The organism is Arthrobacter arabinosi, assembly GCF_054511115.1.
Window position 1 is genome coordinate 760,694 of the sequence record NZ_JBTNDF010000001.1, and the last position, 23,765, is coordinate 784,458.

The 23,765-nt window shown below is 72.2% G+C and carries 17 protein-coding genes; 6 read left to right on the plus strand and 11 right to left on the minus strand.

The features are described from left to right. Positions 1-3 precede the first annotated feature (3 nt). Positions 4-312: a DUF4193 domain-containing protein gene (locus ACX80P_RS03595; protein WP_459276652.1), complete on the minus strand. Its 309-nt coding sequence runs from the start codon at positions 310-312 to the stop codon at positions 4-6. A gap of 197 nt (positions 313-509) precedes the next feature. On the opposite strand from ACX80P_RS03595, the gene sepH reads away from it, so the two are divergent. Further along, positions 510-1,856 (plus strand): septation protein SepH, encoded by a 1,347-nt coding sequence (gene sepH / locus ACX80P_RS03600; RefSeq protein ID WP_459276653.1) that lies wholly within the window; start codon positions 510-512, stop codon positions 1,854-1,856. A gap of 36 nt (positions 1,857-1,892) precedes the next feature. On the opposite strand, the gene ACX80P_RS03605 is transcribed toward sepH, so the two are convergent. Genes ACX80P_RS03605 through ACX80P_RS03620 form a run of 4 tightly spaced genes read right to left on the minus strand, consistent with a single transcriptional unit; the run spans position 1,893 to position 7,346 of the window. Beyond that, positions 1,893-2,630, minus strand: a complete 738-nt coding sequence (locus ACX80P_RS03605; protein WP_459276654.1) for a thymidine kinase — start codon at positions 2,628-2,630, stop codon at positions 1,893-1,895. Beyond that, positions 2,623-3,831: an alkaline phosphatase family protein gene (locus tag ACX80P_RS03610; protein ID WP_459276655.1), complete on the minus strand. Its 1,209-nt coding sequence runs from the start codon at positions 3,829-3,831 to the stop codon at positions 2,623-2,625. The genes ACX80P_RS03605 and ACX80P_RS03610 overlap by 8 nt, the downstream gene beginning before the upstream one ends. Before the next feature lie 5 nt (positions 3,832-3,836). After that, the gene (locus ACX80P_RS03615; RefSeq protein ID WP_459276656.1) at positions 3,837-4,514 is read right to left on the minus strand and encodes a DUF5998 family protein; all 678 of its coding nucleotides are present in this window, start codon (positions 4,512-4,514) and stop codon (positions 3,837-3,839) included. A 60-nt stretch (positions 4,515-4,574) separates the two neighbouring features. Then, complete coding sequence (locus ACX80P_RS03620) at positions 4,575-7,346, minus strand: bifunctional acetate--CoA ligase family protein/GNAT family N-acetyltransferase (RefSeq protein WP_459276657.1); 2,772 nt, start codon at positions 7,344-7,346, stop codon at positions 4,575-4,577. 107 nt (positions 7,347-7,453) lie between these two features. Here ACX80P_RS03620 and ACX80P_RS03625 point away from each other — a divergent pair, with 107 nt between their 5' ends. From ACX80P_RS03625 to ACX80P_RS03645, 5 genes are all read left to right on the plus strand, one after another. Then, a complete protein-coding gene (locus ACX80P_RS03625; RefSeq protein ID WP_459276658.1) occupies positions 7,454-10,051 on the plus strand; it encodes a DNA gyrase/topoisomerase IV subunit A in 2,598 nt (865 codons plus the stop codon). A 62-nt stretch (positions 10,052-10,113) separates the two neighbouring features. Continuing rightward, on the plus strand, positions 10,114-11,067 hold the full coding sequence (locus ACX80P_RS03630) for an ABC transporter ATP-binding protein (RefSeq protein WP_459276659.1): 954 nt from the start codon (positions 10,114-10,116) through the stop codon (positions 11,065-11,067). Further along, positions 11,064-12,680, plus strand: coding sequence for an ABC transporter permease (locus tag ACX80P_RS03635; RefSeq protein WP_459276660.1), 1,617 nt, complete (start codon positions 11,064-11,066; stop codon positions 12,678-12,680). The genes ACX80P_RS03630 and ACX80P_RS03635 overlap by 4 nt, the downstream gene beginning before the upstream one ends. Positions 12,681-12,773: 93 nt before the next feature. Continuing rightward, positions 12,774-14,036 (plus strand): MFS transporter, encoded by a 1,263-nt coding sequence (locus ACX80P_RS03640; RefSeq protein WP_459276661.1) that lies wholly within the window; start codon positions 12,774-12,776, stop codon positions 14,034-14,036. An 11-nt stretch (positions 14,037-14,047) separates the two neighbouring features. Continuing rightward, complete coding sequence (locus ACX80P_RS03645) at positions 14,048-14,476, plus strand: ArsR/SmtB family transcription factor (RefSeq protein ID WP_459276662.1); 429 nt, start codon at positions 14,048-14,050, stop codon at positions 14,474-14,476. A 126-nt stretch (positions 14,477-14,602) separates the two neighbouring features. Here the strand turns inward: ACX80P_RS03645 and ACX80P_RS03650 are convergent, their stop codons facing one another. From ACX80P_RS03650 to ACX80P_RS03675, 6 genes are all read right to left on the minus strand, one after another. Then, the gene (locus ACX80P_RS03650) at positions 14,603-15,085 is read right to left on the minus strand and encodes a succinate dehydrogenase hydrophobic membrane anchor subunit (protein WP_459276663.1); all 483 of its coding nucleotides are present in this window, start codon (positions 15,083-15,085) and stop codon (positions 14,603-14,605) included. Further along, on the minus strand, positions 15,082-16,119 hold the full coding sequence (locus tag ACX80P_RS03655; RefSeq protein WP_459276664.1) for a TerC family protein: 1,038 nt from the start codon (positions 16,117-16,119) through the stop codon (positions 15,082-15,084). The genes ACX80P_RS03650 and ACX80P_RS03655 overlap by 4 nt, the downstream gene beginning before the upstream one ends. Before the next feature lie 170 nt (positions 16,120-16,289). Next, complete coding sequence (locus tag ACX80P_RS03660; RefSeq protein WP_459276665.1) at positions 16,290-17,339, minus strand: GNAT family N-acetyltransferase; 1,050 nt, start codon at positions 17,337-17,339, stop codon at positions 16,290-16,292. A gap of 84 nt (positions 17,340-17,423) precedes the next feature. Then, positions 17,424-20,957: a thiol reductant ABC exporter subunit CydC gene (gene cydC, locus ACX80P_RS03665; protein WP_459276666.1), complete on the minus strand. Its 3,534-nt coding sequence runs from the start codon at positions 20,955-20,957 to the stop codon at positions 17,424-17,426. Continuing rightward, the gene (cydB, locus tag ACX80P_RS03670) at positions 20,954-21,976 is read right to left on the minus strand and encodes a cytochrome d ubiquinol oxidase subunit II (RefSeq protein ID WP_459276667.1); all 1,023 of its coding nucleotides are present in this window, start codon (positions 21,974-21,976) and stop codon (positions 20,954-20,956) included. Before cydB ends, cydC begins: the two co-directional genes overlap by 4 nt. 78 nt (positions 21,977-22,054) lie before the next feature. Beyond that, positions 22,055-23,629: a cytochrome ubiquinol oxidase subunit I gene (locus tag ACX80P_RS03675; RefSeq protein ID WP_459276668.1), complete on the minus strand. Its 1,575-nt coding sequence runs from the start codon at positions 23,627-23,629 to the stop codon at positions 22,055-22,057. Positions 23,630-23,765: the final 136 nt, after the last annotated feature.

Genomic DNA, 23,765 nt, shown 5'->3' on the forward strand with positions numbered 1-23,765 from the left:
GCCTCAGCCCTCGCAGTCCACGCAGTACAGCTTCCCGCCGCGGTCCATGGCGATCTGCGACCGGTGCCGGACCAGGAAGCAGGAGGCACAGGTGAACTCGTCGGCCTGGGCCGCGAGGATCTGCACCGAGATCTCCTCGCTGGAGAGGTCCGCGCCGGGCAGGTCGAAGGAGTCCGCGGCCTCGAGCTCGTCCTCGTCGATCAGCGCCGTCGGTACTGCGGCCCGACCGCCCACGAGACCCTTCAGCTCCTCGGTGCCGGTGTCGCCGCCGTCGTCGACCGTCGTCCGCGGTGCGTCGTAATCTGTCGCCATACCTGCCTTCTCACGCTCCCTGACCTCCGGATCACGTCCGGTCCTGCGCGGGTCGTCCGCCCACGGCTGCCATAACGTTACGGCCTCCGGATTTGTGCCCGCAGCAGGTACGTGGTCCGCCACGCCTGACCACGTAGTAGGAATGGCCGCCATTCAGTGGCACAGTTACTAGGAAATGCTGTCGGCTGGAGGAATTGATGCAGGAGTTACGCCTGGTGGGTGTCCATGAGGATGGCGGACATCTGCTGTTGAGCGGCGAGGACGGTACGTCCTACCGGCTGCCCGTCGACGACGCGCTGCGCCGTGCCAGCACCCCCGCCGGCGCACCGGCGGTGGCGCCGGACGCGCCGCCGGCGAAGCCGACTCGACCGGCGAAGCCGCCCGTCCACCTGACCCCCCGCGACATCCAGGCCCGCATCCGGTCGGGAGCCACCGCGGAGCAGGTCGCCGCGGAGTCGGACCTCGACCTCGCCCACGTGCAGCGCTACGAAGGGCCCGTCCGGGCCGAGCGCGACTACGTGGCCTACCTGGCGCAGCGCGTCGAGGTCGCCACACCGCTCCCGAGCCACGACGGCTACCGCTCCGCCTTCGGTGACAGCCCCGCCCTCCTGGGCGACATGGTCGCGTTCCGGGTGGAGAGCTACGGGATCGATCCGACGTCGCTCGAATGGGACTCGTGGCGGCGGCAGGACGGATCCTGGCACGTCGAGGCCTCGTTCGACCTGCCCGACGGCTCCACCGTGGACCTCGGCGAGCAGCCGCCCGCGCAGTGGACCTACAACCCCACCCGCAAGACGGTCGCGAACGGGAACCGGTGGGCGCAGGTGCTCAGCGAGCTCGAGCCCCTCGACGGCCCGCTCCCCGCCCGGAGGCTCAGTGCCGTGGCGGACCGCGTCTTCGACTTCGAGGCGGAAAAAGCCGACGAGGCACCCGAAGCAACCCCTGCCGACCAGGACGGTCTGCTGGACATCCTGCGCTCGCGTCGCGGCCAGCGCCTCGGAGCCGACGAGGACGGCGACGACGCCCTCGCGGAACTCCTCACGCAGGGAGCCATCCCCGCCGCCCATCCGCGGGACGAGGACACCGGGACGTCCGGCGCCGAGCGTCAGGCGGACGATGGCCGGGATCGCGCCGGCCGGGACGCAGCGGCTCCCGGGCTCGCGCTCGCGCCCTCCGGCGGGGACGACGACGCGCTCGCCGGCGCCGATGCCGGAACCGGTGAGGAACCCGCCCAGCACGACGACGGCACGCCGAGGCTGTACGACGGCGTGAGTACCGAAACCCGCGAGATCAGCATCTTCGCGCAGCCCTCGCGTCGGCTCCAGCCGCCCGCAGCGGGCGGGACGGCGCGTGACGCCGGGCGCGGCCAGGCGGCCCGCACCGCCGGCGGTGGACCCGCCAGGGAAGCGGGCCGGGAAGCGCCGAAAGACACCGGCAAGGACACCGGCAAGGAGCCGGCGGACGCCGCCGAGCGCCGGGTCAAGCCCAAGCGGTCCAGCGTGCCGAGCTGGGACGACATCGTCTTCGGTCGCAAGGGCGACTGACCGCCCCGCCGGGCCGGCAGGGGGCTCGCCGTTCCGTCAGATCCTGCCGGGCTCGCGTTCCCGTGCCTCGAACGGCAACGGGATCTCGTTGGAGTAGAGCGACGGCGAGGTCCTGGAGGTCTGACGGCGCATGTGGTGCCTCCGGCACAGCGTCTCGTACCCGACCATCGGTCCGCGGTCCGTCCCGTCCGCCGGCGGAGCATCCGCCCGGCTCCCCGTGAGGTCCGGGGCGTCGTCGGTGGGCTGATCCACGTCGCCGACCACCATCTGGTCCCCCTCGACGACCATGACGCCGTCCACCGTCCGGGCGTTGTGGGTTGCCCGCTTGCCGCACCAGCACAGCGCCTCGACCTGCAGCACCTGCACGCGGTCGGCGAGTTCGATCAGGCGCTGCGACCCGGGGAAGAGCCGCGTGCGGAAGTCCGAGGTGATCCCGAAGCCGAAGACGTCGATGTCCATCTCGTCCACGACGCGTGCCAGCTGGTCGATCTGCTCGATCGTGTAGAACTGTGCCTCGTCGCAGATCACGTAGTCGATCCGCGCTCCCATGGTCTGGCGCAGCGTGAGTTCGGCCCAGAAGTCGGTGTCCGGGAGGACCTCGACGGCCGGCACCTGGAGCCCGAGCCGACTGGAGATCATGGACTCCCCCGCCCTGTCGTGGGAGGTGAAGAGTACGCCGCGGCGACCGCGGGCCTTGTGGTTGTGGTCCATCTGCAGCGCCAGGGTCGATTTCCCGCAGTCCATGGTGCCCGAGAAGAACAGGAGCTCAGCCACGGCGCGCCCCCCTGCCGCGGCGCCCCGGCGGACGGCCGGGAGCTGCGGGTGTCGGCAGGGTGATGAGCGGGATGTCGCGCTCGGCCCGTGTCAGCGAACCGTGCTGTCCCACCATCTCGAAGGCGGCAGGCAGCACGCGCCGCCCATCGATGAGGGCGATGCCCTCGCGGGCCAGGACGAGCAGGTCCCCGATGCGCGGCAGCACCTCGTCGCGCACGGGACCGAAGTAGCCTCCCGCGACGGCCTCCTCGCGCGTGACGATCCACGCGCGGGTGCCGAAGGCCTCGTGCCAGCGCAGGGCGAGGGCGTCCCGGGCGTCGGCGGTGAGATCCGGCTCGAGGTAGAGGTGGAGCATGCGGGGCTCCCCGCCCGTGTGGGCGACGCCCTCGAGGAGCGCGGGATGCGCCGAGTAGTCGATGCGCTGCGGCGCGGCGATGTCCACCATGCCGTGATCCGCCGTGAGGAGCAGGAGCGTGTCGGGGGGGACGCGGCGGGCCAGGAGCTTCAGGGCGGCGTCGAGGTCCTCCAGCGCGCGGAGCCACTGCGGGGAGTCGACGCCGTGCCGGTGGCCGGCCTTGTCGAGGTCGTTGACGTAGAAGTACATGAGCATGCTCGGTGCCCCGGCCAGCTGCGCGGCGGCGGCGTCGATCTGAGCGTGGATGGTGCCCGCGCCGACGAACGTCCCGCCGCGCAGGGCCGCGCGCGTCATGGGCGAGTCCTCGAAGCGGGGGTGGCTGACGGTGACGACGGGCAGCTGCCCGGACACCCTTTCGAAGACGGTGGGGTGCGGCTGCCAGGCGAGGGGGTCGACGCCGGCGTCCCACCGGCCGAGCATGTTGACGACGGATCCCTGGGAAGGATCGAGGACGTCGTAGCCCACGAGGCCGTGCCGGCCGGGGGCGAGACCCGTGCCGAGGCTCGCCAGCGACGCCGCCGTCGTCGAGGGGAAGGCGGAGGAGAGGATCCGCGCGGACGCGAGGCTCTCCCGCAGGAACGGCGCGTGCGCCGCGTGCCGGCGCAGCAGCGTAATGCCGAGGCCGTCCACCATGACGACGGCGATGCGGCGGGAGGAGGGCAGGCCGAGGGCGTTGGTGAAGCCGTCCACGCCGAGCGCAGCGGCGGAACTGGTCATCACCTCGGCGACCGTGGACACGCCGTAGGAGGGAGGAGCGGGCAGGCGCTCCCCGTGGAGGAAGGGCACAACCGCTACCGCTGGTGGTGCGGCCTGTTGAACCGCCCGCCGAAGCCGGCCTGCCGGCGGGGCGGCCCGTCGGGAGGGGCCACGTAGCCGCCGGAGACGGGACTCGCCGTGTTGACCTTGCGCAGGGCCCGCGCGAACGCCTTGGCGTTCTGCACCGCCTGCGCGCCGTCCGCTTCGGCGCTGACGCGCAGGACGATGTCCTCCTGCGCCATGGTCCCCGTCAGGCCGTGGTCGGCGTCGCACTGCGGATCCCCGCAGCTCGCGGGACCGATGTCCAGGCGCTGCCCCCCGGACCAGGCGATGGCGAGAGTCATCTCCCGCACCTGGTCGCTGGGCTTGTAGTCCTGCGGCTGCGCGTAGAGGTAGCTGAGGACCACGGAGCGGATCTGGCTGACAGGGACCGACTCCGTGGAGATCTGCGCCATGACCTGCTCGCCGGCGTCGTCGAGCTGCTGGTCGTCCACGTGGGTGATCACCAGCATGTCCTCGGTGAGGACCAGGACCGTGATGTGGCGGCGCACCTCCGTGCGCTCGAAGTGCGTCTCGAGGTGCGCGACGTGCGAGAGCGGCTCGCGCCCGTCGAGGGCGTCGTGGACGACGTCGGCCACGAGCCTCGGATAGAAGCCTGCCCGCTCGAGGGATGCATCGAGGTCGCGCCACTGGACCGAAAGCGATGGGGTCATACCCCCAGTTTCCCCCACCGGCCCGCCTCCTGCCTAACCAACCCGCGTATGTGGGTACGGTCAGTCGCGCATCGCGCGCCGCGCGCTGTCGGTGCGGCGCTGCGGATTGCCGACGTCGATCGCGGCACCGAGCACGGTGAGCCCGGACGCCGCGACGAGCACCGGGTTGAACTCGAGCCGGGCGATCTCCGGGTGGTTGTCCTTCAGCAGGGCCACGCGCGCCACCAGGTCCTCGACGGCCTCGACGTCGGCGGGCGGCAGCCCCTGGTAGCCGAAGAGTTTCCGGGAGGCGCGCGGCGCCCGCACCAGGTCGGCGATGTCGCCGGTGCTGAGGGGAGGGACGGCGTGCGCCCAGTCGTCGAGCAGGTTGACGGCGTCGCCCGCGAGGCCGAAGGAGACCACCGGGCCCATGAGCGGATCCTCGATCGCACGGATGCTGCAGGCCTGGCCGGACGGCGCCATGGACTGCACCTCCATGTCGAAACTGCCGAACGGGGCCAGCACCTTCTCCATCTGGGTGATGTTCCGGCGCAGCGACGCGGCGTCGTCGATGCTCAGCCGGACACCGCCGAGGTCGAGGCGGTGGCGCAGATGCTCGTCCATGGTCTTCAGGGCGACCGGCCAGCCGAGGCGTCCCGCCGCCTCGACGGCCTCGTCGGCGGTGGCGAACCGGGCCGACGGCTGGAGGCGCAGGCCGTAGCAGCCCATCAGCGCGGCGCTTTCCTCCGCGGTGAGCCGGGTCAGTTCGACGTCGGCCACCCTGGCGCGGACGCCCGCCAGGACGCGCGTCGCGGCGTCGGCGTCGACGCCGTCGGGGTCGACGAACTCCCCGTGGTCGCGCGCGAGCCACTGCCCGTACCGGACGACGGCGCCGAGCGCGGCAAGCGCGGCTCCCGGGCTGGGGAAGCAGGGCAGTCCCCGCTGCAGGGGCAGGGACCTCCCGGCCCCGGCCGGGGGATCGGCGTCGGCCGGAACCGGCGCCGGGGCCGCCGGGGGTGCCGGGGGTGCGAGGCCCGCCGCCGGCGCGGCGACGAGCCCGTCGAGCTGGAGCCGGGCGTCGAGGATGCCGGTGAAGGACGCGATGACCGGTTTGCCGGCCGCTTCGGCGCACTGCTGCAGGCACGCGGCCGCGGCCTGCGCGGTGAGCCCGCGGGCCGGCAGCGTGGCGACGACCGCGGAGTGGACGGCGTCGTCGCGCAGCGCGTCCGCCACGGCGGCGGCGAGGGCGGGCAGCGCCACGGACTGCCCGGTGTCGAGCCGCAGCCCGGCCTCGAGCCGCACGACCGTCATGCCCTGCGACACGACGCCGTCGGCCACCACCTTGCCGAGGGCGGAGGAGTTGCTGAACACGGCCACCCCGGGGCCCTGGGGCAGGGGCTGGCTCGCCACGACCTGCGCGATGTCCATGAGCTGTTCGGTGGTCTCGACCCTCATGACCCCGGACTGCCGGAGCATCGAGTCGAGGGCGCCGGCCGGTGCCTGCGTGGTGCGCACGGCGTGGCCCGGCGGGAGCTGCAGGCCCATGACGTCGGATTTCGCCACGATGACGGGCTTGGTCCGGGCGAGGCGGCGGGCGATCCGCGAGAACTTGCGCGGGTTCCCGATGGATTCGAAGTACAGGCCGACGGCCCGCGTGGTCGGATCGTCCTCCCAGAACTGCATGGCGTCGTTGCCCGAGACATCGGCACGGTTCCCTGCCGAGATCACCGAGGAGACGCCCAGCCCGCGGCGGTGCGCGCTGGCGTAGAGGAGCACACCGAGCCCGGCGGACTGGCTGAAGAGGGACAGCGCCCCGCGCGCCGGCAGGTCGGGCGCCATCGACGCGTTGAGCCGGACCGCGGGGTCCGTGTTCACGAGGCCGAGGGACGCCGGCCCGACCACGCGCATGCCCTGCGCCCTGGCCCTGTGCACGAGGGCGCGCTGGCGGGCGAGGCCGTCGCCGTCTCCCTCCCCGTACCCGGCGGTGGCGACGAGCAGTCCCTTGACCCCGGCGCGCCCGCATTCGTCGACGACGGCGTCCACCTGGTCCTGCGGCACGGCGACGACCGCGAGGTCCACGGGTTCCGGGACCTCGGCGAGCGAGGCGTGGGAGATCATGCCGTTGAGTTCGAAGGCCTCGGGGTTGACGGCGTACACGCGCCCGGTGAACCCGCCGTCGACGAGGTGTTCGAGGAGCGAGTGGCCCACGGTCCCCCGTTCGCGGCTCGCGCCGATCACGGCCACGGACGACGGCGTCAGGAGGTCCGCCATGCTCCTCGCCTCCGCGCGGTGTTCACGCGCCTCCATCACCGCCTGGGATTTCCGGGTGGGGTCGATGTCGAAGCTGAGCATCACGACGCCGTCGTCGAAGTGCCGTTCCACCTCGTAGCCGGCCTCCGCGAAGACCGTGATCATCTTCCGGTTCTCCGGCAGGACCTCCGCGTCGAAGCGCCGGATGCCGTTCTCGCGCGCGGCGGCGGCGAGGTGCTCGAGGAGGATGGAGCCGACGCCGCGGCCCTGGTGGTGGTCGGAGACGTTGAAGGCCACCTCGGCCTCGAGCGGGTCGTCGAGGCGGTCGTAGCGCCCGATCCCGATGATGTCGCCGCCCCGGGTGATGACGAACGCCACCCGGTCGCGGTGGTCCACCTCGGTGAAGCGCTTGAGCTCCTTGGCGCTGAGTCTCGCCTTGTACGTGAAGAACCTCAGGTAGATGGAGTTCTGCGACTGGCGGACGTGGAACGCCTGCACGGCGTCGGCGTCTGAGGGTGAGATGGGCCGCAGGTGCGCCGTCCCGCCGTCGCGCAGCACGACATCGGCTTCCCAGTATTCGGGGTATTGTCCGTCCGCCACCATAGACTCAGGGTAGTCGGCATTCGACCGGCGCGGCTGGGACCGCCCCCGGGTCGCGGATGCCGCCCACCCACCCCGAACCGCACCCCGAGTTGTTGAGGAACCGCCACGTGGCCAGGCGCCAGAACTCCGCACCGCCGGAGGACTTCACCGAGAAGATCATCGACATCGACGTAGAGACCGAGATGGAGGAGTCCTTCCTGGAGTACGCGTACTCCGTGATCTACTCGCGCGCACTCCCCGACGCCCGGGACGGCCTGAAGCCGGTCCAGCGGCGCATCCTCTACATGATGACGGACATGGGCCTGCGCCCGGACCGCGGCCATGTGAAGTCCGCGCGCGTGGTCGGCGAGGTGATGGGCAAGCTCCACCCGCACGGGGACAGCGCCATCTACGACGCCATGGTGCGCATGGCCCAGGACTTCTCCCTGCGCCTGCCGCTGATCGACGGGCACGGGAACTTCGGCTCACTCGACGACGGCCCCGCGGCCGCCCGGTACACGGAGGCGCGCCTCGCCGCGCCCGCCCTGACGATGACCGACCACCTCGACGAGGACGTCGTCGACTTCGTCCCGAACTACGACAACCAGCTCACCCAGCCGGAGGTGCTCCCCGCGGCCTTCCCGAACCTCCTGGTCAACGGGGCCAGCGGCATCGCCGTCGGCATGGCGACGAACATGCCGCCTCACAACCTCGGCGAGGTCGTCGCGGCCGCACGCCACCTCATCGCGCACCCCGAGGCCCGGCTCGAGGACCTCATGCGCTTCGTGCCCGGACCGGACCTCCCGAGCGGCGGGAAGATCGTCGGGCTCGACGGCGTGCGGGACGCCTATGCGACGGGGCGTGGCTCCTTCAGGACCCGCGCCACGGTGAAGGTGGAGCAGCTCTCCGCCCGCCGCACCGGCCTCGTGGTCACCGAGCTGCCCTACACCGTGGGCCCGGAGAAGGTGATCGAGAAGATCAAGGACGCCGTCACCGCGAAGAAGCTGCAGGGCATCTCCGACATCGTCGATCTCACCGACCGCAAGCACGGCCTGCGCCTCGTGATCGAGCTGAAGAACGGCTTCAACCCGAACGCGGTCCTCGCCCAGCTGTACCGCTTCACGCCCATGGAGGATTCGTTCGGCGTCAACAACGTCGCCCTCGTGGACGGGCAGCCCCGCACGCTGGGACTGCTGGAGCTGCTGCAGGTCTACATCACCCACCGGATCCTCGTGGTCCGCCGTCGCACCTCGTACCGCCTGCAGCGCAAGCGCGACCGCCTGCACCTCGTGGAGGGTCTGCTCGTCGCGATCGTCGACATCGACGAGGTCATCCAGATCATCCGGTCCTCGGACGAGTCCGCCGCCGCGCGGGAGCGCCTGATGGCCATCTACGACCTCACCGAGATCCAGGCGAACTACATCCTCGAGCTGCGGCTGCGCCAGCTCACCAAGTACTCGCGCCTCGAGCTCGAGAAGGAGCAGGACCAGCTGCGCCTCGAGATCGCGGAGCTCGAGGCCGTCCTCGGCTCGGAGGAACGCCTCCGTACGCTCGTCTCCGACGAGCTCGGCGCACTGTCGGAGCAGTTCGCCACCCCCCGGCGCACCGTCCTGCTCGAATCCGAGGCGGCCGCCCCGCTGAAGGGTTCCATCCTGCCGGCACCCGCGGCCAGGGGCGCGAAGGCGATGCTGCCGCTCGAGATCGCCGACGACCCCTGCTGGGTCCTGCTCTCGGCATCCGGGCAGCTCGCCCGCACCTCCGACCGGCAGCCCTTCGGCGACGGCCAGCGGATCAAGCACGACGCCTTCCGCTCCGTACTCGCCTCCACGGCGCGCGGCGAGGCGGGAGCCGTGACCTCCGCGGGCCGGATGATCCGCCTCCAGGTCATGGACATGCCCGCCCTGCCCCCCACGGCAGGCGTCCCGAACCTGGCGGGCGGCGTGCCGTCGTCGGAGTTCATCACGCTCGAGCGCGGCGAGAGCCTCGTGGGGCTCGCGCCGCTGGGCGCTGTGCTCGCCCTCGGCACCGCGCAGGGCGTCGTGAAGCGCGTACAGCCCGACTACCCGCTGAACCGGGACGACTGGGAGGTCATCTCGCTCAAGCCGAAGGACAGGGTGGTCGGGATCGCCGCGGCGTCCGACGCCGACGACCTCGTCTTCATCACCCGCCTGGCGCAGCTCCTGCGGTTCCCGGCCTCGGCGGTGCGGCCGCAGGGCCGGACGGCCGGCGGCATGGCCGGCATCAAGCTCTCCCCCGGCGATGCGGTCCTGCACTTCGGCACGGTGTCCTCCGGGGACGGACAGGGCGTGGTGGTGACGGTCGCCGCGGCGGGAGACGCACTGCCCGGGACGACGGCGGGATCGGCGAAGGTGACCGAGTTCTCCGAGTATCCGGTCAAGGGCCGCGCCACCGCGGGTGTCCGCGCACACCGTTTCCTCCGTGGCGAGGAATCGCTCTCCCTCGCGTGGGCCGGCCATGGCCCCGCGCGTGCCGCGTCCGCCAACGGGGTGGCGCGCGCCCTGCCCACCGAACACGGGCGGCGCGACGGCTCGGGCGTGCCGCTCACCCAGCAGATCGACGCCGTCGGACCGAACCTGGTCGGGCTCGTCGAGGCGACACGACCGGCGGTCCCGGAGCTGGGCGGGGCAGCCGTGGAGGCGCCGTCGTCGGACGGACCGGCGCGCGCCGGCCACCCTGAGGACGACGGGCAGGGCACCCTGCTGTAGGTCCGGTTCCCGGGGCCCGAGGACCGTTCACAAGGTCCCGCCGCGGGCGTATGCTCCCGTGCATGGCCAGCGTCATCGAGGCCCGTAACCTCGCCAAGCACTACGGCCGAGTGCATGCACTCGACGGGCTGGACCTTGACGTCGGGGAGGGCCGGATCCACGGGTTCCTCGGTCCCAACGGTTCCGGGAAGTCGACCACGATCCGCGTCCTGCTCGGACTGGCCCGCCCGACATCCGGCACCGCGCAGGTCCTCGGCGGGGACCCCTGGCGGGACGCCTCCGCGCTCCATGCCCGCATCGCGTCCGTGCCCGGCGACGTCAGCGTCTGGCCCAACCTCACCGGAGGGGAGACGATCGACTTCCTCTCCCGCCTGCGCGGGGTCCGGCGCCATGACCGCGCCTACCGTCTGGAGCGGGAGCGGCTGATGGAGGCCTTCCTCTTCGACCCGCGCAAGAAGGGTCGCGCCTACTCCAAGGGCAACCGCCAGAAGGTGGCGCTGATCGCGGCCTTCGCCGTGCCCGCCGAGCTCTACGTCCTGGACGAGCCGACGAGCGGCCTCGACCCCCTGATGGAAGTGGTGTTCCAGCAGGAGATCGCCCGGGTGCGGGAGGCCGGCGCCACCGTCCTGCTCTCGAGCCATATCCTCTCCGAGGTGGAGCAGCTCTGCGACGTCGTCAGCATCGTGCGCGCGGGCAGGGTCGTGGAATCGGGCACCCTCGCCGACCTGCGCCATCTCACCCGCACCGAGGTCTCGTTCGCGGCCGCGGACGCCTCATCCCTCGCGTCCGTCCCGCACGCACACGATGCGCGGTTCGACCGGGGCCGGGCGCGGTTCACCGTCGACTCCGACCACGTCTCCGCCGTGCTGCCGGCCCTGGCCGCGCTGCACGTCGAGGGGCTCCGGATCGAGCCACCCTCCCTCGAGGAGCTGTTCCTCCGGCACTACGGCGACGACCCCGGCACCACCTCGCCGGACGGGGCGGCCCACGAGCGGCACCAGGCCGTGGTGCGATGACCACGTTCCCGGCGCTCCTCGGCCAGCGGCTACGGCGCGACGGGGTGCAACTGCTGCTGTGGACAGGCGGCACGGCGCTGCTGGCGTACCTCACCTATGTGGGGGTCGCGCAGGCGTACGGCACGGAGGCGGACCGCGCCACACTGCTCGTGGTGGTCATGGCCAACCCCGTGATCCTCCTCTTCCGCGGGCTACCGTCGGGAGCCGGCGAGGGTGCCTTCATGCTCTTCCTGATCTTCCCCTTCCTCGCCCTCCTCGCGGCCCTCATGAGCTCCTTCCTCGCCGTGCGGCACACGCGGGGCGACGAGGAGGTCGGCCGCGCAGAACTGGTGGGGTCGACCCCGGCCGGACGCCGGGTGCCCTTCCTGGCCACGCTGACCCACGGCGTCCTCGCCAACGCCGTCCTCGCTGTCCTCGTCACCCTCGCGCTGGTCGCCACCGGCCTCGGGGTGCGGGGATCGATCGTCGCCGGCCTGGGCGCGGGCGCGGTGGGGCTGTCGTTCCTCGGTGTGGGACTCGTCGCCGCCCAGCTCATGAGGACCTCGGGGAGCGCGAACTCGTTGGCCGTCTGGGTCCTGATGCTCGCGTTCCTGACCGCCGGTATCGGCAACGCGCTCGGGACGCCCAGTGATGACCTGCAGCGCATGGAGAGTTCCTGGCTCACCTGGCTCTCCCCGTTCGGGTGGGGTGAGCAGTCGCGGCCGTTCGCCGACGACGACGTGAGGCCGATCATCCTGTGCGCAGTCCTCGGGCTGGTGCTGGCCGGCGTCGCGGTCGCGCTCCAGTCGGTCCGCGACCTCGGCGGGAGCCTCATGCCGGAGCGGCACGGCAGGGCCGGTGCTCCCGCGACGCTGGCGGGTCCTGCCGGTCTCGCCGCACGCCTGTCCCGGGCCTCGATCCTGGGCTGGGGTGTCGGCGGCCTCGTCACAGGGCTCCTCGCGACCTCCCTCGCGTCGGTGATCCGCGACGTCGGTGCCGCGAATCCGACCGTCGAGCAGATGATCGAGGCGATGTCCGGGGGCGCGGACCTGGAACAGGGCACGGTCGTCGTCTTCTTCACGATGCTGGGCATCCTCGCTGCCTGCTGCGCCGTCCAGACGATCTGCCGGGCTCGGCAGGAGGAGACCCACGGCACGGCGGAGCGGGTGCTGAGCAGTCCGGTGGACCGGGTCCGTTGGCTGGCAGGCTTCGTCGTGACGGCCTTCCTCGGGATCCTCGTGGTGATCGCGGCCGCCCTCGCCGGCGCGGCTGCGGGCATCGCCTCGAGGGACGGCAACTGGTCGCTCATGGGTGACGTGGCAATCACCGGTGCGGGGCAGGTCGCGGCCGCCTCCGTGTTCCTCGTCGCCACGGCGGTGATCTTCGTCATCGCCCCGCGGCTGACGATCCCGCTCGGGTGGGCGCTCGTGCTGGTCGGCATGACGCTCGGCCTGTTCGGGCCGCTGTTCGGCTTCCCGGACTGGGTGGTCCAGCTGTCCCCCATGGGTGTCGCGCCGACGGTCACGAGTGACGGCGTCGACCTGAAGGGCCTCGCGTGGCTGCTCACCGCGGTCGCGGTGGGCAGTGCGCTGGCCCTGGGGCTCATGCGCCGTCGTGACCTCGCCGCCGGCTGACCCGAGCCGCGTCCCGCCGAGGTACGTGATCGGGTGCGTACTGGTGCACCTATAGTGGGGAGACGTATTCCTGCTCGAGACGGGCCCTCCCCCATGCTGGCTGCCCTGCACCGCCCCGCCTACCGGAACCTCTTCACCGCGCAGGTCGTCGCCCTGCTGGGAACGGGCCTCCTGACCGTGGCCCTGGGCCTGCTCGCCTTCGACCTGGCCGGCGGGCAGGCGGGCGCCGTCCTCGGCACGGCCCTGACGATCAAGATGGTGGCGTACGTCTTCGTGGCCCCCGTCATGGCGGCGCTGGTCGAACGCCTCCCCCGCAGGGCGGTCCTCGTGGGCGCGGACCTGGTGCGGGCGGCCGTCGCGCTGGGCCTGCCGTTCATCGATCAGGTGTGGCAGATCTACGTGCTGGTGTTCGTCCTGCAGTCCGCGTCGGCCACCTTCACCCCGGCGTTCCAGGCCCTCATCCCGGTGGTGCTGCCCGAGGCGAAGGACTACACGAAGGCGTTGTCCCTGTCGCGGCTCGCCTACGACCTCGAGTCGCTGGTCAGCCCGTTGCTGGCCGCGGCCCTCCTGACCGTGACGAGTTTCCACAACCTCTTCGTGGGGACGATGCTCGGCTTCCTGGTGTCCGCGGCGATGGTCCTCGCGACGCGCCTGCCGGTGATCCCGCCCGCCGAGCAGCAGGGCTCGCTCCTGCACCGCACCACCCTGGGTACCCGGATCTTCCTGCGGGAGCCGTCCCTGCGGGGGCTCCTGGCCCTGGACCTCGTCGTCGCGGCCGCCACGGCCCTCGTGCTCGTCAACACCGTCGTCTACGCGCGTGACCTGTTCGGCGGATCCAACACCGACGTCGCGATCGCGCTGGCGTTCTACGGGGCAGGTTCCATGCTCGTCGCGTTCGTCGCGCCCCGGGTCCTGGAGCGCGCACCCGATCGCACGGTCATGCTCATCGGCGGGACGGTGCTCGCCGCGGGCCTGCCGGCCGCCGCCTTTCTCGCCCTGGCCGAGCAGAGCCGCGTGCCGCTCACGGGCAGTTCGTGGGCGATCCTGCTCGGTTTGTGGACCGTCCTCGGCATCGGCACCTCGATGATCAGCACCCCCTCCTCGCGCCTGCTGCGCCGCGCCGCGACGGACAGCACCCGGAGCTACCTGTTCACCGCCCAGTTCTCCCTCTCGCACGCCTGCTTCATGCTCACCTACCCGGTCGCCGGCTGGGTCGGCGCGGGCGCGGGCCAGACGGCGGCCGCCCTCGTCCTGGCCGGACTCGCCCTCGCGGGGACCGTCACCGCCGTCGTGGTGTGGCCGTCGGCGGCGGTAGGGACCGGGACGACGGCGTCGGACGCGCAGGCAGCACGGTAGGTTGGGGCACGGTGCAGACCAGCGGAGGAGGGGACATCGCCGGCACGAACGACCAGACCGCCGATCCCTTCGAGGGCCCGGCCCCGCCCACCGGTCCGCCCGGATCCCCGAGCCTCGTCCACCCGGTCGAGCCCGACCCCGAGCGTCTCGAGGCGGGCGCGGCGACCTTCCGGATGCTCTCCGACCCGACGCGCCTGCACATCCTGTGGATCCTCACCCGCGGGCCGGCCGACGTCGGAACGCTCGTCGCCGCCACGGGCGCGAACCGGACGGCCGTGAGCCAGCACCTGGCCAAGCTCCGGCTCTCCGGCCTGGTCTCCGCGCGACGGGACGCGCGCAACGTCATCTACAGCATCGTCGACGGGCACCTGTCCCGACTCGTCCTCGAGGGCATGAACCACGCCGACCACAGGGTGACCGGCGAGCCCGTCCACGAATAGCCGCCGTCCACACCGGCGAGGCGCAGGTCGCCCACGTGTCACAACCCCGTGACCCACCGGCAGGGTGTCGGACGTCATCACCCCCGACCTCCTGGCCGCGTCGCCCGCCGCAGGCGGGGCGCCCCGTCAGGGCGAGCCGGGCATCGCGGCGGCCGTCGCGCAGACGGCGGGCAGGGACGACGGCGCGGCGCCCGCCGGGCACGGATCGAAGGTGAAGATCACGAGGGATCCGAGCACGATGATGGCTGCCGAGCAGACGAGGAGGACCCCCTTCAGCCACAGGCGTGTGCGTGCGGTGTCGGCGTAGTCGTCGATGATGACCCGGAGCCCGTTCGTGCCATGCAGCATGGCGAGCCAGAGCATGAGCAGGTCGAACCACTGCCAGAACGGATGCGCCCACTTCCCGGCGACGAAGGCGAAGTCGATCTGGTTGATCCCGTCGCCCAGCATGAGGTTCACGAACAGGTGGACGAAGATCAGCACCACCAGCAACGCTCCGGACCATCGCATGAACAGCCACGCCATCAGCTCGCGGTTGCTGCTCGCCGTCGTACGGCTCCGCGGCTGTCCGATGTGAGCGCCCCCGACGGACCTCCGACCTGACGTCATGGCCGGCGCTCCGCATCGCTCGCCCTGCGGCGTCCGCCCCAGAGCGGCTGCAGGGCGGCGATCTCGTCGGGCTCCGCCGCACGGAAGGGCGGCACCGCCGGTGCCGGCGGCTCGTGGCGTTCCTGGCCGCGCGTCCTGATGAGGCTCGCGACGACGGCGACGGTGAGGATGGTGGTGATGACCGTCAGGGAGACCGGCGTGGGGATGTAGTAGACGTCGATCTTGAGGGCCATCTTGATGCCCACCCACACCAGGACGAGGGCGAGCCCGACCTTCAGGTACACGAAGCGGTGGATGAGGTCCGCGAGGAGGAAGTACATGGCACGCAGGCCGAGGATCGCGAAGGCGTTGGCGGTGAACACGAGGAACACCTCGTCGGTGACGGCGAAGATCGCCGGGATGGAGTCGACGGCGAAGACGATGTCCGTGACCTCCACCAGGACGAGGACGGCGAGCAGCGGGGTGGCGAGCAGGACGCCGTTCTTCCGGATGAGGAACCGCTGGCCGTGGAAGGCGTCCGTCATGGGCACGTACCGCCGGAAGAGCTTCAGGGCACGGGACTTCGCGGGATCGATGTGCTCGTTGCGCTGCCGGAGCATGCGGATGCCTGTGTAGAGCAGGAAGGCCGCGAAGAGGTAGAGGACCCAGCCGGCACTGGCGATGATCGCGGATCCGGCGGCGATGAAGATCGCCCGGAAGACCAGGGCGCCGAGCACCCCGAAGAACAGGACACGGTGCTGGTACTCGCGGGGAACGGCGAAGAACGTGAAGATGATGGCCCACACGAATACGTTGTCCACCGCGAGGGACTTCTCGATGAGGTAGCCGGCGAAGTACTGCTGCCCGAACTCGGCGCCCCAGAAACGCCACACGAGGACCCCGAAGACGATGCCGCAGAAGACCCAGACAGCGGACCAGGCGGCGGCCTCGCGGACACTGATGACATGGGCCTTGCGGTGCGCGACGAGATCGACGACGAGCATGAGGAGGATGAAGCCGACAACAGCGAACCAGACCCAGAGGGGGACGTCCATGGAGTTCTGCCTTCCAGTCAGTGATCACCAACTGGAGGTCTCTCCCGGCCACCGGGGTGGCCCTGTCCGCCGGAGGGTGCTGGGACCCCCGTAATGACGACGAACCGGATCTGGGGATACTCCCCTCCGTGCTTTCGAGTGAACCACAGGTGGCCCGGGGAGGGAAGGGGTCAGGGGGACATCACGCGCAGCGGCAGGTCGAACACGATCGACCGCTGCGTGGGTACGTAGCCCATGCGCTCGTACAGGCCCAGCGCCCCCGAGGGGTTCTCGGTGTCGACGCCGAGCCCCGCGTTCTGCATGCCCGCCGCCCGGTACCGCCGCATCGCCTCGGCGAGCAGGGCCGGTGCGAGGCCGCGGCCCCGCCACGTGCGCCGCACGCCGAGCAGGTCGGTGTAGCCCTCCGTGTGGCCGAGCAGCTCACGGGAATCGGGGTCATAGCTGGCCAGCTGGTAGGCGGCCACCTCGCCCGCCACCGGGTCGAGGAGCGCGAGGCTCCAATCCGCCCGGAACTCGGGGTGGCTGACCGTGAACTGCCACGATTCCTGGTCGCGGGGCTCACTCCCCCAGTGGTCCTGGAAGGCGTCGTTGTGGGCTCGTCGGACGAGTTCGACGATGTCGCGGTCGGCGCCCTCCGCGAAGCTGACGAGTTGCAGCCCGTCCGGGAAGGGCAGCTCGGGGATCGGCTGGTCCAGCGGCCTCGTCATCTCGGTGAAGTAGCGGACGATCCTGCTGCCGCTCGCGGTGAGCAGACCGAGATGGGAGGTGTTGCGTTCCTCGACGTAGTTCCGGAAGGTCCCCTCCGTGTGGCCCGTCTCGCGGAGGCGCGTCTCCGCGCGCCAGGCCTGCCAGGCGAGGACGGCCCGGCCGATCCCCTGGCCACGCCAGGCGGGATCGACGCCGCCCGCCCCGTGGACGAGGGTCGAGCCGGGGTTCCTGGAGAGTCGCCCGAAGGCCCGGGGCGCGCCGTCGCCGTCGAACCCCGCCACGGTGTCCTTGCGGGGGTCGTTCTTCGATGCCCGGAGTGCCTGTTCGAGGTCGACCCGCTGTTCCACCCAGTCCGGCTGGTCCTCCTCCGCGATGCGCTGGATGAGCGCGTGCCAGCGCGGGATGTCGGCGTAGGTGAGAGGTCGCCACAGCAGCCCGTCGGGCAGCGGCGGGGCGTCCGGCCCCTGGGTGGCCGCAGCGGCGTCGTGTCCTGACGGGTCGGGCGTGGTCATGGCCCCAGCGTATTCCAGGCCGGGCCGGTCCGGGCCCACGCCCGCAGGACGCAGCACGCCGTGGCGCGTCGGCGTCCGGGAGGATCACCGGGCCGGTCGGGCCCCCACCAGGGCCCCGTGCCGCGCCCCGCCGGGAGCGGCGTCCAGTGCCACGACGTCGTCGCACTGCGCGGCCTCCGCGGGGTCGTGCGTCACGAGGAGGACGGCCGTGTCGGGGAGGCCGCGCCGCAGGTCCTCGAGCAGGGACCGCGCCGCATCGGCGTCGAGGTGGGCGGTGGGCTCGTCGAGGAGGACGACGCCGGAGCGGGTCAGCAGGGCGCGGGCCACGGCCAGCCGCTGCCGCTGGCCTCCCGAGAGCCGTGATCCTCCGGCGCCCGCCGGCGCGTCCAGCCCGCCGTCGAGCCCGGTGACCAGGCCCGTGAGTCCGACGGCGCGGACGACGGCGTCCAGTTCGGCGTCCGTCGCCGGGTCGCCGGGCGGCCGGGCGAGCTGCAGGTTGGAGCGCAGGCTGGAGTTGAAGAGGTGGCTCTCCTGCGGGCACCACGCGATGCGCGGTGTGCCGCCGTCGTCCTGGGGACCGCCGTCCACGAGGAGCACCCCGCGCTCGAGGGGGAGGAACCCGAGGAGGGCTCCGATGACGGTGGACTTGCCGCTCCCGGAGGGTCCGGTCAACCCGGTCCAGCGCCCCGGGGCCACCTCGAGGTCCAGGCCCGCGACGACCGGGCGGCCCGGCTCGTAGCCGACGTCGGCCTGGCGGAGGGCGACGGACCGCGCCGGCCTGCCGCGGCGCCCGTCGCGCCCGTCGCGCCCGTCCGCGGGCTGCAGGTCCGCGTCCCACCCGGTGGGGCTCAGGTGCGGGACGATCCTGCGGGTCACGGCCGCGAGCGGACCCCAGTGCTGGACGGCGGCCGTCCCGGCGACGAACGGCTCGATCAGCGCGAGCTGCATGAGCACGAGGACGGCGGTGAGGTCGGCCGGCAGGCCGTCCGCGCCGACGAGGATGCCCAGCGAGGCGGCGCAGCACCCGGCGATGATGACGGCTGTCGCCACCCCGGCCGCCGAGGCGGAGCGCCGCGCCGCCGCAGTGACGGCTTCCCCGAGCTCACGCGTCTCGGCGAGCGCCGGCTCGTGGACCCCGTTCACCCGGAGATCGGGGGCGGCGCGCAGCAGGCCCGAGACGCGTTCGAGGCCCTGCGCGCGCAGCCGGACGGCGGCAGCGCCCGCGGCCCGCTCACGGGCGACGGCGACGGCGGGTGCGACGACGAGGGCTGCCACGACGGACAGGACCTGCCACCCGAGGGAGGCGGGATGCAGCACGGCCGTGGTGACGAACGCGGCGGCACCCGTCAGCACCGAGGTGACGAGGGGCAGCAGCGCGCGTGAGGAGAGGTCCCGGAGTTCGTCGATGTCCCCGACCAGCCGTTCGATGCCCCCGGAGCCGCGGGCGATCGTGCGCCAGGACCGGGCGGTGCCGAGGAGGCCGGTCCACAGCCGCAGGCGCGTGTCGTCCGCGCGGTGGAACACGGCGCGGTGGAGCCAGAGGCGCTCCGCGTAGCGCAGGAGGGAACGGCCGATGCCGAAGAAGCGCACGCCCACGATGGCCGTGAGCAGGTAGAGGATGGGGGGCTGCTCGGCCGCGCGGACGATCAGCCAGCCGCTGAGCGCGGTCAGGGCGACGGCGAAGAGCGAGGCGCCGAGCCCGAACAGGGCGGCGGCGAGGAACCGCCGGTCCCAGGGACGGACGAGGGCCAGTACGTCGCGGGCCGCGCTGAGCCGGGATGGGGCGTGGGCCTGCGGGCTGCGGCCGGCGGCGCCGTGGGCTCCCGCCGCACCGGCGTCCTCGTCGGTCGCCCCGGCGCCCCCGGCGTCGGTTACCTCGCCGGCGCGCTCGGGCGGGACGGGGAGCGTCGCACCCACCGGGAGTGCCGCCGCGCGGACGGTCCGCGAGTCCGGCGACGCCGTCGTCTCCCGACGCGAGGGGTGCCCGTCCAGGCGCACCTCGCCCGAGGCGAGGTGCGCTGTCGCGTCGTCGTGGGCGATCAGGAGGACGGTCAGCCCGTCCCTCCGCCCCGTCACCGCGGCCCGGATGGCGCGGGACGCGGCGTCGTCGACGTGGGCGGTGGGCTCGTCGAGGAGGAGGAGCGCGACCGACGGGTCCTGCGCGCGCAGCAGGGCGCGGGCGACGGCGACACGCCGCAGTTCACCCGAGCTCAGCTCCGCACACCGGCGGTCCGCGAGTCCGGCGGCGCCGACGGCGGCCAGCTGGGCCTCGATGGCGGTCGACGCCGCGGGCCGCCCGGCGTAGAGGGCGAGCTCGGCGCGGACGGTCCCCATCAGGAGTTCGGGGTGCTGCGGGACCCACGCGACCGCACCGTGCGGGAGCCCTGTCACCCGGCCGGCGAGGCGGAGCCCGGGAGGGAGGGCCGCTCCCCCGGCCATGGCACGCATCAGGGTGGACTTCCCGGAGCCGCTGGAGCCTCGCAGCGCGGTGACGGTCCCGGGTTCGAGCACGAAGGAGACATCGGCGAGGACCGGCTCGAGGACGCCGTCGTACCGGGCGGTGAGGCCCTCGACCCGCACCGCGTCGCGTCGGGCCGGCGCGCCGTCGGCCGGCAGGACGCGCACCGGGAGGTCCTCCGGCGGGGGCGCGGGGGCGTCGACGACGGCGCGGACGCGGGCCCCGGCCTCCTCCCCGTCCTCGCTGGCATGGTGGGCCGCACCGACGTCGCGCAGGGGGCCGTAGCACTCGGGCGCGAGGATGAGGGCGATCAGCGCCGTCTCGAGGCCCAGGTCGCCGTGGATCAGGCGCACACCTGCGAAGACCGCGACGACGGCGACGGAGAGGGTGCTGATGAGCTCGAGGGCGAGGGAGGACAGGAAGACCGTGCGGAGGGTCGTCATGGTGCGCGCGGTGTAGGCGTCGGCGATCTCGCGGAGGGCGCGGGTCTGCTCGGCGGCACGGCCGAGCCCCACGAGGACGGGGAGCCCCCGTGCGAGTTCGAGCAGGTGGTCGGACAGGCGGCCCAGCGCGGTGGCGGCCTGCTGCGTGTGCTCCTGGGTGTGGAGGCCGATCAGCGCCATGAACACGGGCACGAGTGGCACCGTGAGGAGGATGATGAGGGCGCTGACCCAGTCCGCGGCGAGGATCCGCACGCCGATGAGCAGCGGGACCACGGCGCACGTGATGAGCGCGGGCAGGTACTGCGTGTAGTACTTGTCCAGCCCGTCGAGTCCCCGGGTGAGCAGGACTGCGAGGGAGCCCCGACCGCCTGCTGCGGCCCGCGTTGCCCCGCCGTCCTCGAGCAGGCGCAGGAGCGCGGCCTCGCGCATCCGTTCCCGGGTGCCGAGGGCCAGGCGCGCGGCGGTCGCGTCCTGCCCCCACGCGGCGAGGGTGCGGAGGGCCGCGCCGAGGATGCCCTGCAGCAGCACGCCGCGGACGTCGAGGGCTCCGGCGGCGAGGGATCCGAGGCCGAGGGCCAGCGCCTGGGCCAGCAGCACCAGGCCCGCCGCGCGGACGGCGGCGAGGACGCCGAGGAGGTACAGCGCCGTCGTGGAGCCCGCCGCACCCGCCGGCCCTCCTGCCCTCAGGGTGGCCAGCGGTGAGACACGCGCGCTCACAGTGCGGTGACGGCGTGTGCCGCCGGGATGCTCGACTCCGAGACGCGCTGCCGGAAGACCCAGTAGGTCCACCCCTGGTACGCGAGGACCAGGGGCACGCCGAAGCAGGCGACGACGCTCATCAGGCCGAGCGTGTAGGGCGAGGACGACGCGTTCTGCACCGTGAGGTCGAACGCCGGGTCGATGGTGGACGGGAGGACGACGGGGAACACGGCGCCGAAGACGGACCCGACCAGGGCCAGCATCCCGAGGCCCAGCGCCGCGAACGCACGGCCGTCACGGCCCCCGGCCGAGAAGCGGTAGGAGGCGGCCAGGGCGCCGACGGCGACGACGACGGCGAGCCAGGTGAGCGCGGATCCGGTATCCAGCTGGACGAGGAGCGCCCAGGCGAGGAACGGGAGCATCGCGACCGGCAGGAGGCGGCGGAACAGTCGGTCGGCGAGGGCCCGCACGCCGCCGTCGGTCTTGAGGGCGACGAACGCTGCCGCGTGGACGAGGCAGAACAGCACGACGGCGGCGGCACCGAGGAGGGCCGGCAGGGTGGCCCAGGCGAACGCGCCGCCCACGCGGTCGCCGTTCGCGTCGAGGGGCAGGCCCGTGGTCGTCAGGCCGAGCGCCGCGCCGATCCCGGCCGCCGCGGTGAACGATCCGAGCGCGATGGCCCAGTCCCACCGGTTGCGCCAGGTGTCGCTGTGCCGCTTGCCGCGCCACTCGAACGCCACGGCGCGGAAGATCAGGCCGAGCAGGACGAGCAGGAACGGCAGGTACAGCGCGGACAGGAGGGAGGCGTACCAGTAGGGGAAGGCGGCGAACATGGCGCCCACCGCCGTCACGAGCCAGACCTCGTTCCCGTCCCACACCGGGCCCACGGTGTTGAGCAGCACGCGCCGCTGGGTGTCGCTGCGGGCCATGAGCTTCATCAGCATCCCCACCCCGAGGTCGAAGCCCTCGAGGAAGAGGTAGCCGGACCACAGCACGGCGATCAGTACGAACCAGAGGGTGGGCAGGGCCTCGGTCATCGGTGAACCTTCCGGGCAGTCGAGGGGGACATCGAGGGGGACAATCGTGGGGTCACGGAGGGACCGGTGCAGGGCGGGTCAGTACGCGAACGCGAGGACATCGCCGTCGTCCTTCCCGCCGCCGTCGGACCTCTCGGAGTCGTCGGAACGGGCCAGTTCGGGCATCGCGGAGGCGGTGCCGCCGCGGACGTAGGTGAAGAGCAGCTTCACCTCGACGACGAGCAGGACGGCGTACACCAGGGTCAGCAGGACGAGCGAGGTGACCAGTTCGGGGAGCGACACACCGGGCGAGACCGCCGCCGCGGTGAACATGAACACGCCGTCGATGCCGGACGCATCCGGATTGGGTGCGACGACGAACGGTTGCCGGCCCATCTCCGTGAAGACCCAGCCGGCGATATTCGCCCCGAACGGCGCGAGGATCCCGAAGACCGCCAGCCGCATGAGCCAGCGCGACTCCGGGACGGTGCCCCTCCGCAGGACCCACAGGGCGGCCGCGGCGGCTGCGGCGGCGATCGCCCCGAAGCCGATCATGATGCGGAAGCCCCAGTAGGTGACCTCCATTACCGGCAGGTAGTCGATCTCCGAGCCCGCGAGGTCCCCGTACATCGGATCGTCCGGCAGGTGGGTGCCGTACTTCTCCTGGTACTCGGGCAGGAGGGTGTTGACGCCCTTGACCTCGGTGGTGAAGTCGCCGTTGGCGAGGAAGGACAGCACCCCGGGCACCTCGATGACCGCGACGATGTCGTCGCAGCTCTGCGCGCCGAGGTTCCCGACCGACAGGACCGAGAATCCGGTGCCGTCGTGGCACGCCGCTTCGGCCGCCGCCATCTTCATGGGCTGCTGCTCGAACATGAGCTTGCCCTGCAGGTCGCCGGTGATGCCGGTGCCGGCGAACGCGATCATGGCGACGACGGCGCCGGCGCGTGCCGAGCGGAGCCACACCGTGTGATCCGAGGCGTCGCGCGCACCGCCGGCGTCACCGATGACGACCTGCCCGTCGGAGCCGAGGGTGTCCAGTCCGTCGTGGCGCCGCTTCCACAGGTGGTACCAGCTGATGCCGAGGAGGAAGGCACCCGCGACGGCGAGGCAGCCGAAGAGGGTGTGGGGGAAGGCGACCAGGGCGGTGTTGTTGGTGAAGACGGCCCAGGCGTCGACCATGACGGGCCTGCCGTCGACCATCTCCACGCCCACAGGGTGCTGCATCCACGAGTTGGCGACGAGGATGAAGTAGGCCGAGAAGACCGACGCGAGGACCGCGGCCCAGAGCGAGAGCAGGTGGAGCAGGCGTGGCAGCCGGCCCCAGCCGAAGATCCAGAGGCCGAGGAAGGTGGACTCGACGAAGAAGGCCAGAAGCGCCTCCATCGCGAGCGGCGCTCCGAACACGTCGCCGACGAACCGGCTGTACTCGCTCCACGCCATGCCGAACTGGAACTCCTGCACCAGGCCGGTGGCGACGCCCACGATGAAGTTGATGAGGAAGAGCTTCCCCCAGAACTTCGTCATCCGGAGGTAGTGCTCCTTGCCCGTGCGGTACCACAGGGTCTGCATGGCGGCGACGAGCAGCCCGAGTCCGATCGTCAGGGGGACCATGATGAAGTGGTACACGGTCGTGATTCCGAATTGCCAGCGGGCAATCTCCAAGGCTTCCATCGGGCCCTTTCAGCAGTACCTCACGTCGGTGTCGACGGAACTTCTACAGACTGTAGAACAAGTTCTTCTACACATCGTAGAACACGCGGGAAGCCACTTCTACGCAGGGTAGAAATGTTCGCTCAGAGGTTGTACG

Bases quoted from the DNA above. Each gene is read 5' to 3' on its own strand.
- ACX80P_RS03595 (WP_459276652.1), bottom strand. From the start codon at position 312: ATGGCGACAGATTACGACGCACCGCGGACGACGGTCGACGACGGCGGC.
- sepH (WP_459276653.1), top strand. From the start codon at position 510: ATGCAGGAGTTACGCCTGGTGGGTGTCCATGAGGATGGCGGACATCTG.
- ACX80P_RS03615 (WP_459276656.1), bottom strand. From the start codon at position 4,514: ATGACCCCATCGCTTTCGGTCCAGTGGCGCGACCTCGATGCATCCCTC.
- ACX80P_RS03620 (WP_459276657.1), bottom strand. From the start codon at position 7,346: ATGGTGGCGGACGGACAATACCCCGAATACTGGGAAGCCGATGTCGTG.
- ACX80P_RS03630 (WP_459276659.1), top strand. From the start codon at position 10,114: ATGGCCAGCGTCATCGAGGCCCGTAACCTCGCCAAGCACTACGGCCGA.
- ACX80P_RS03635 (WP_459276660.1), top strand. From the start codon at position 11,064: ATGACCACGTTCCCGGCGCTCCTCGGCCAGCGGCTACGGCGCGACGGG.
- ACX80P_RS03640 (WP_459276661.1), top strand. From the start codon at position 12,774: ATGCTGGCTGCCCTGCACCGCCCCGCCTACCGGAACCTCTTCACCGCG.
- ACX80P_RS03650 (WP_459276663.1), bottom strand. From the start codon at position 15,085: ATGACGTCAGGTCGGAGGTCCGTCGGGGGCGCTCACATCGGACAGCCG.
- ACX80P_RS03655 (WP_459276664.1), bottom strand. From the start codon at position 16,119: ATGGACGTCCCCCTCTGGGTCTGGTTCGCTGTTGTCGGCTTCATCCTC.
- ACX80P_RS03660 (WP_459276665.1), bottom strand. From the start codon at position 17,339: ATGACCACGCCCGACCCGTCAGGACACGACGCCGCTGCGGCCACCCAG.
- cydB (WP_459276667.1), bottom strand. From the start codon at position 21,976: ATGACCGAGGCCCTGCCCACCCTCTGGTTCGTACTGATCGCCGTGCTG.
- ACX80P_RS03675 (WP_459276668.1), bottom strand. From the start codon at position 23,629: ATGGAAGCCTTGGAGATTGCCCGCTGGCAATTCGGAATCACGACCGTG.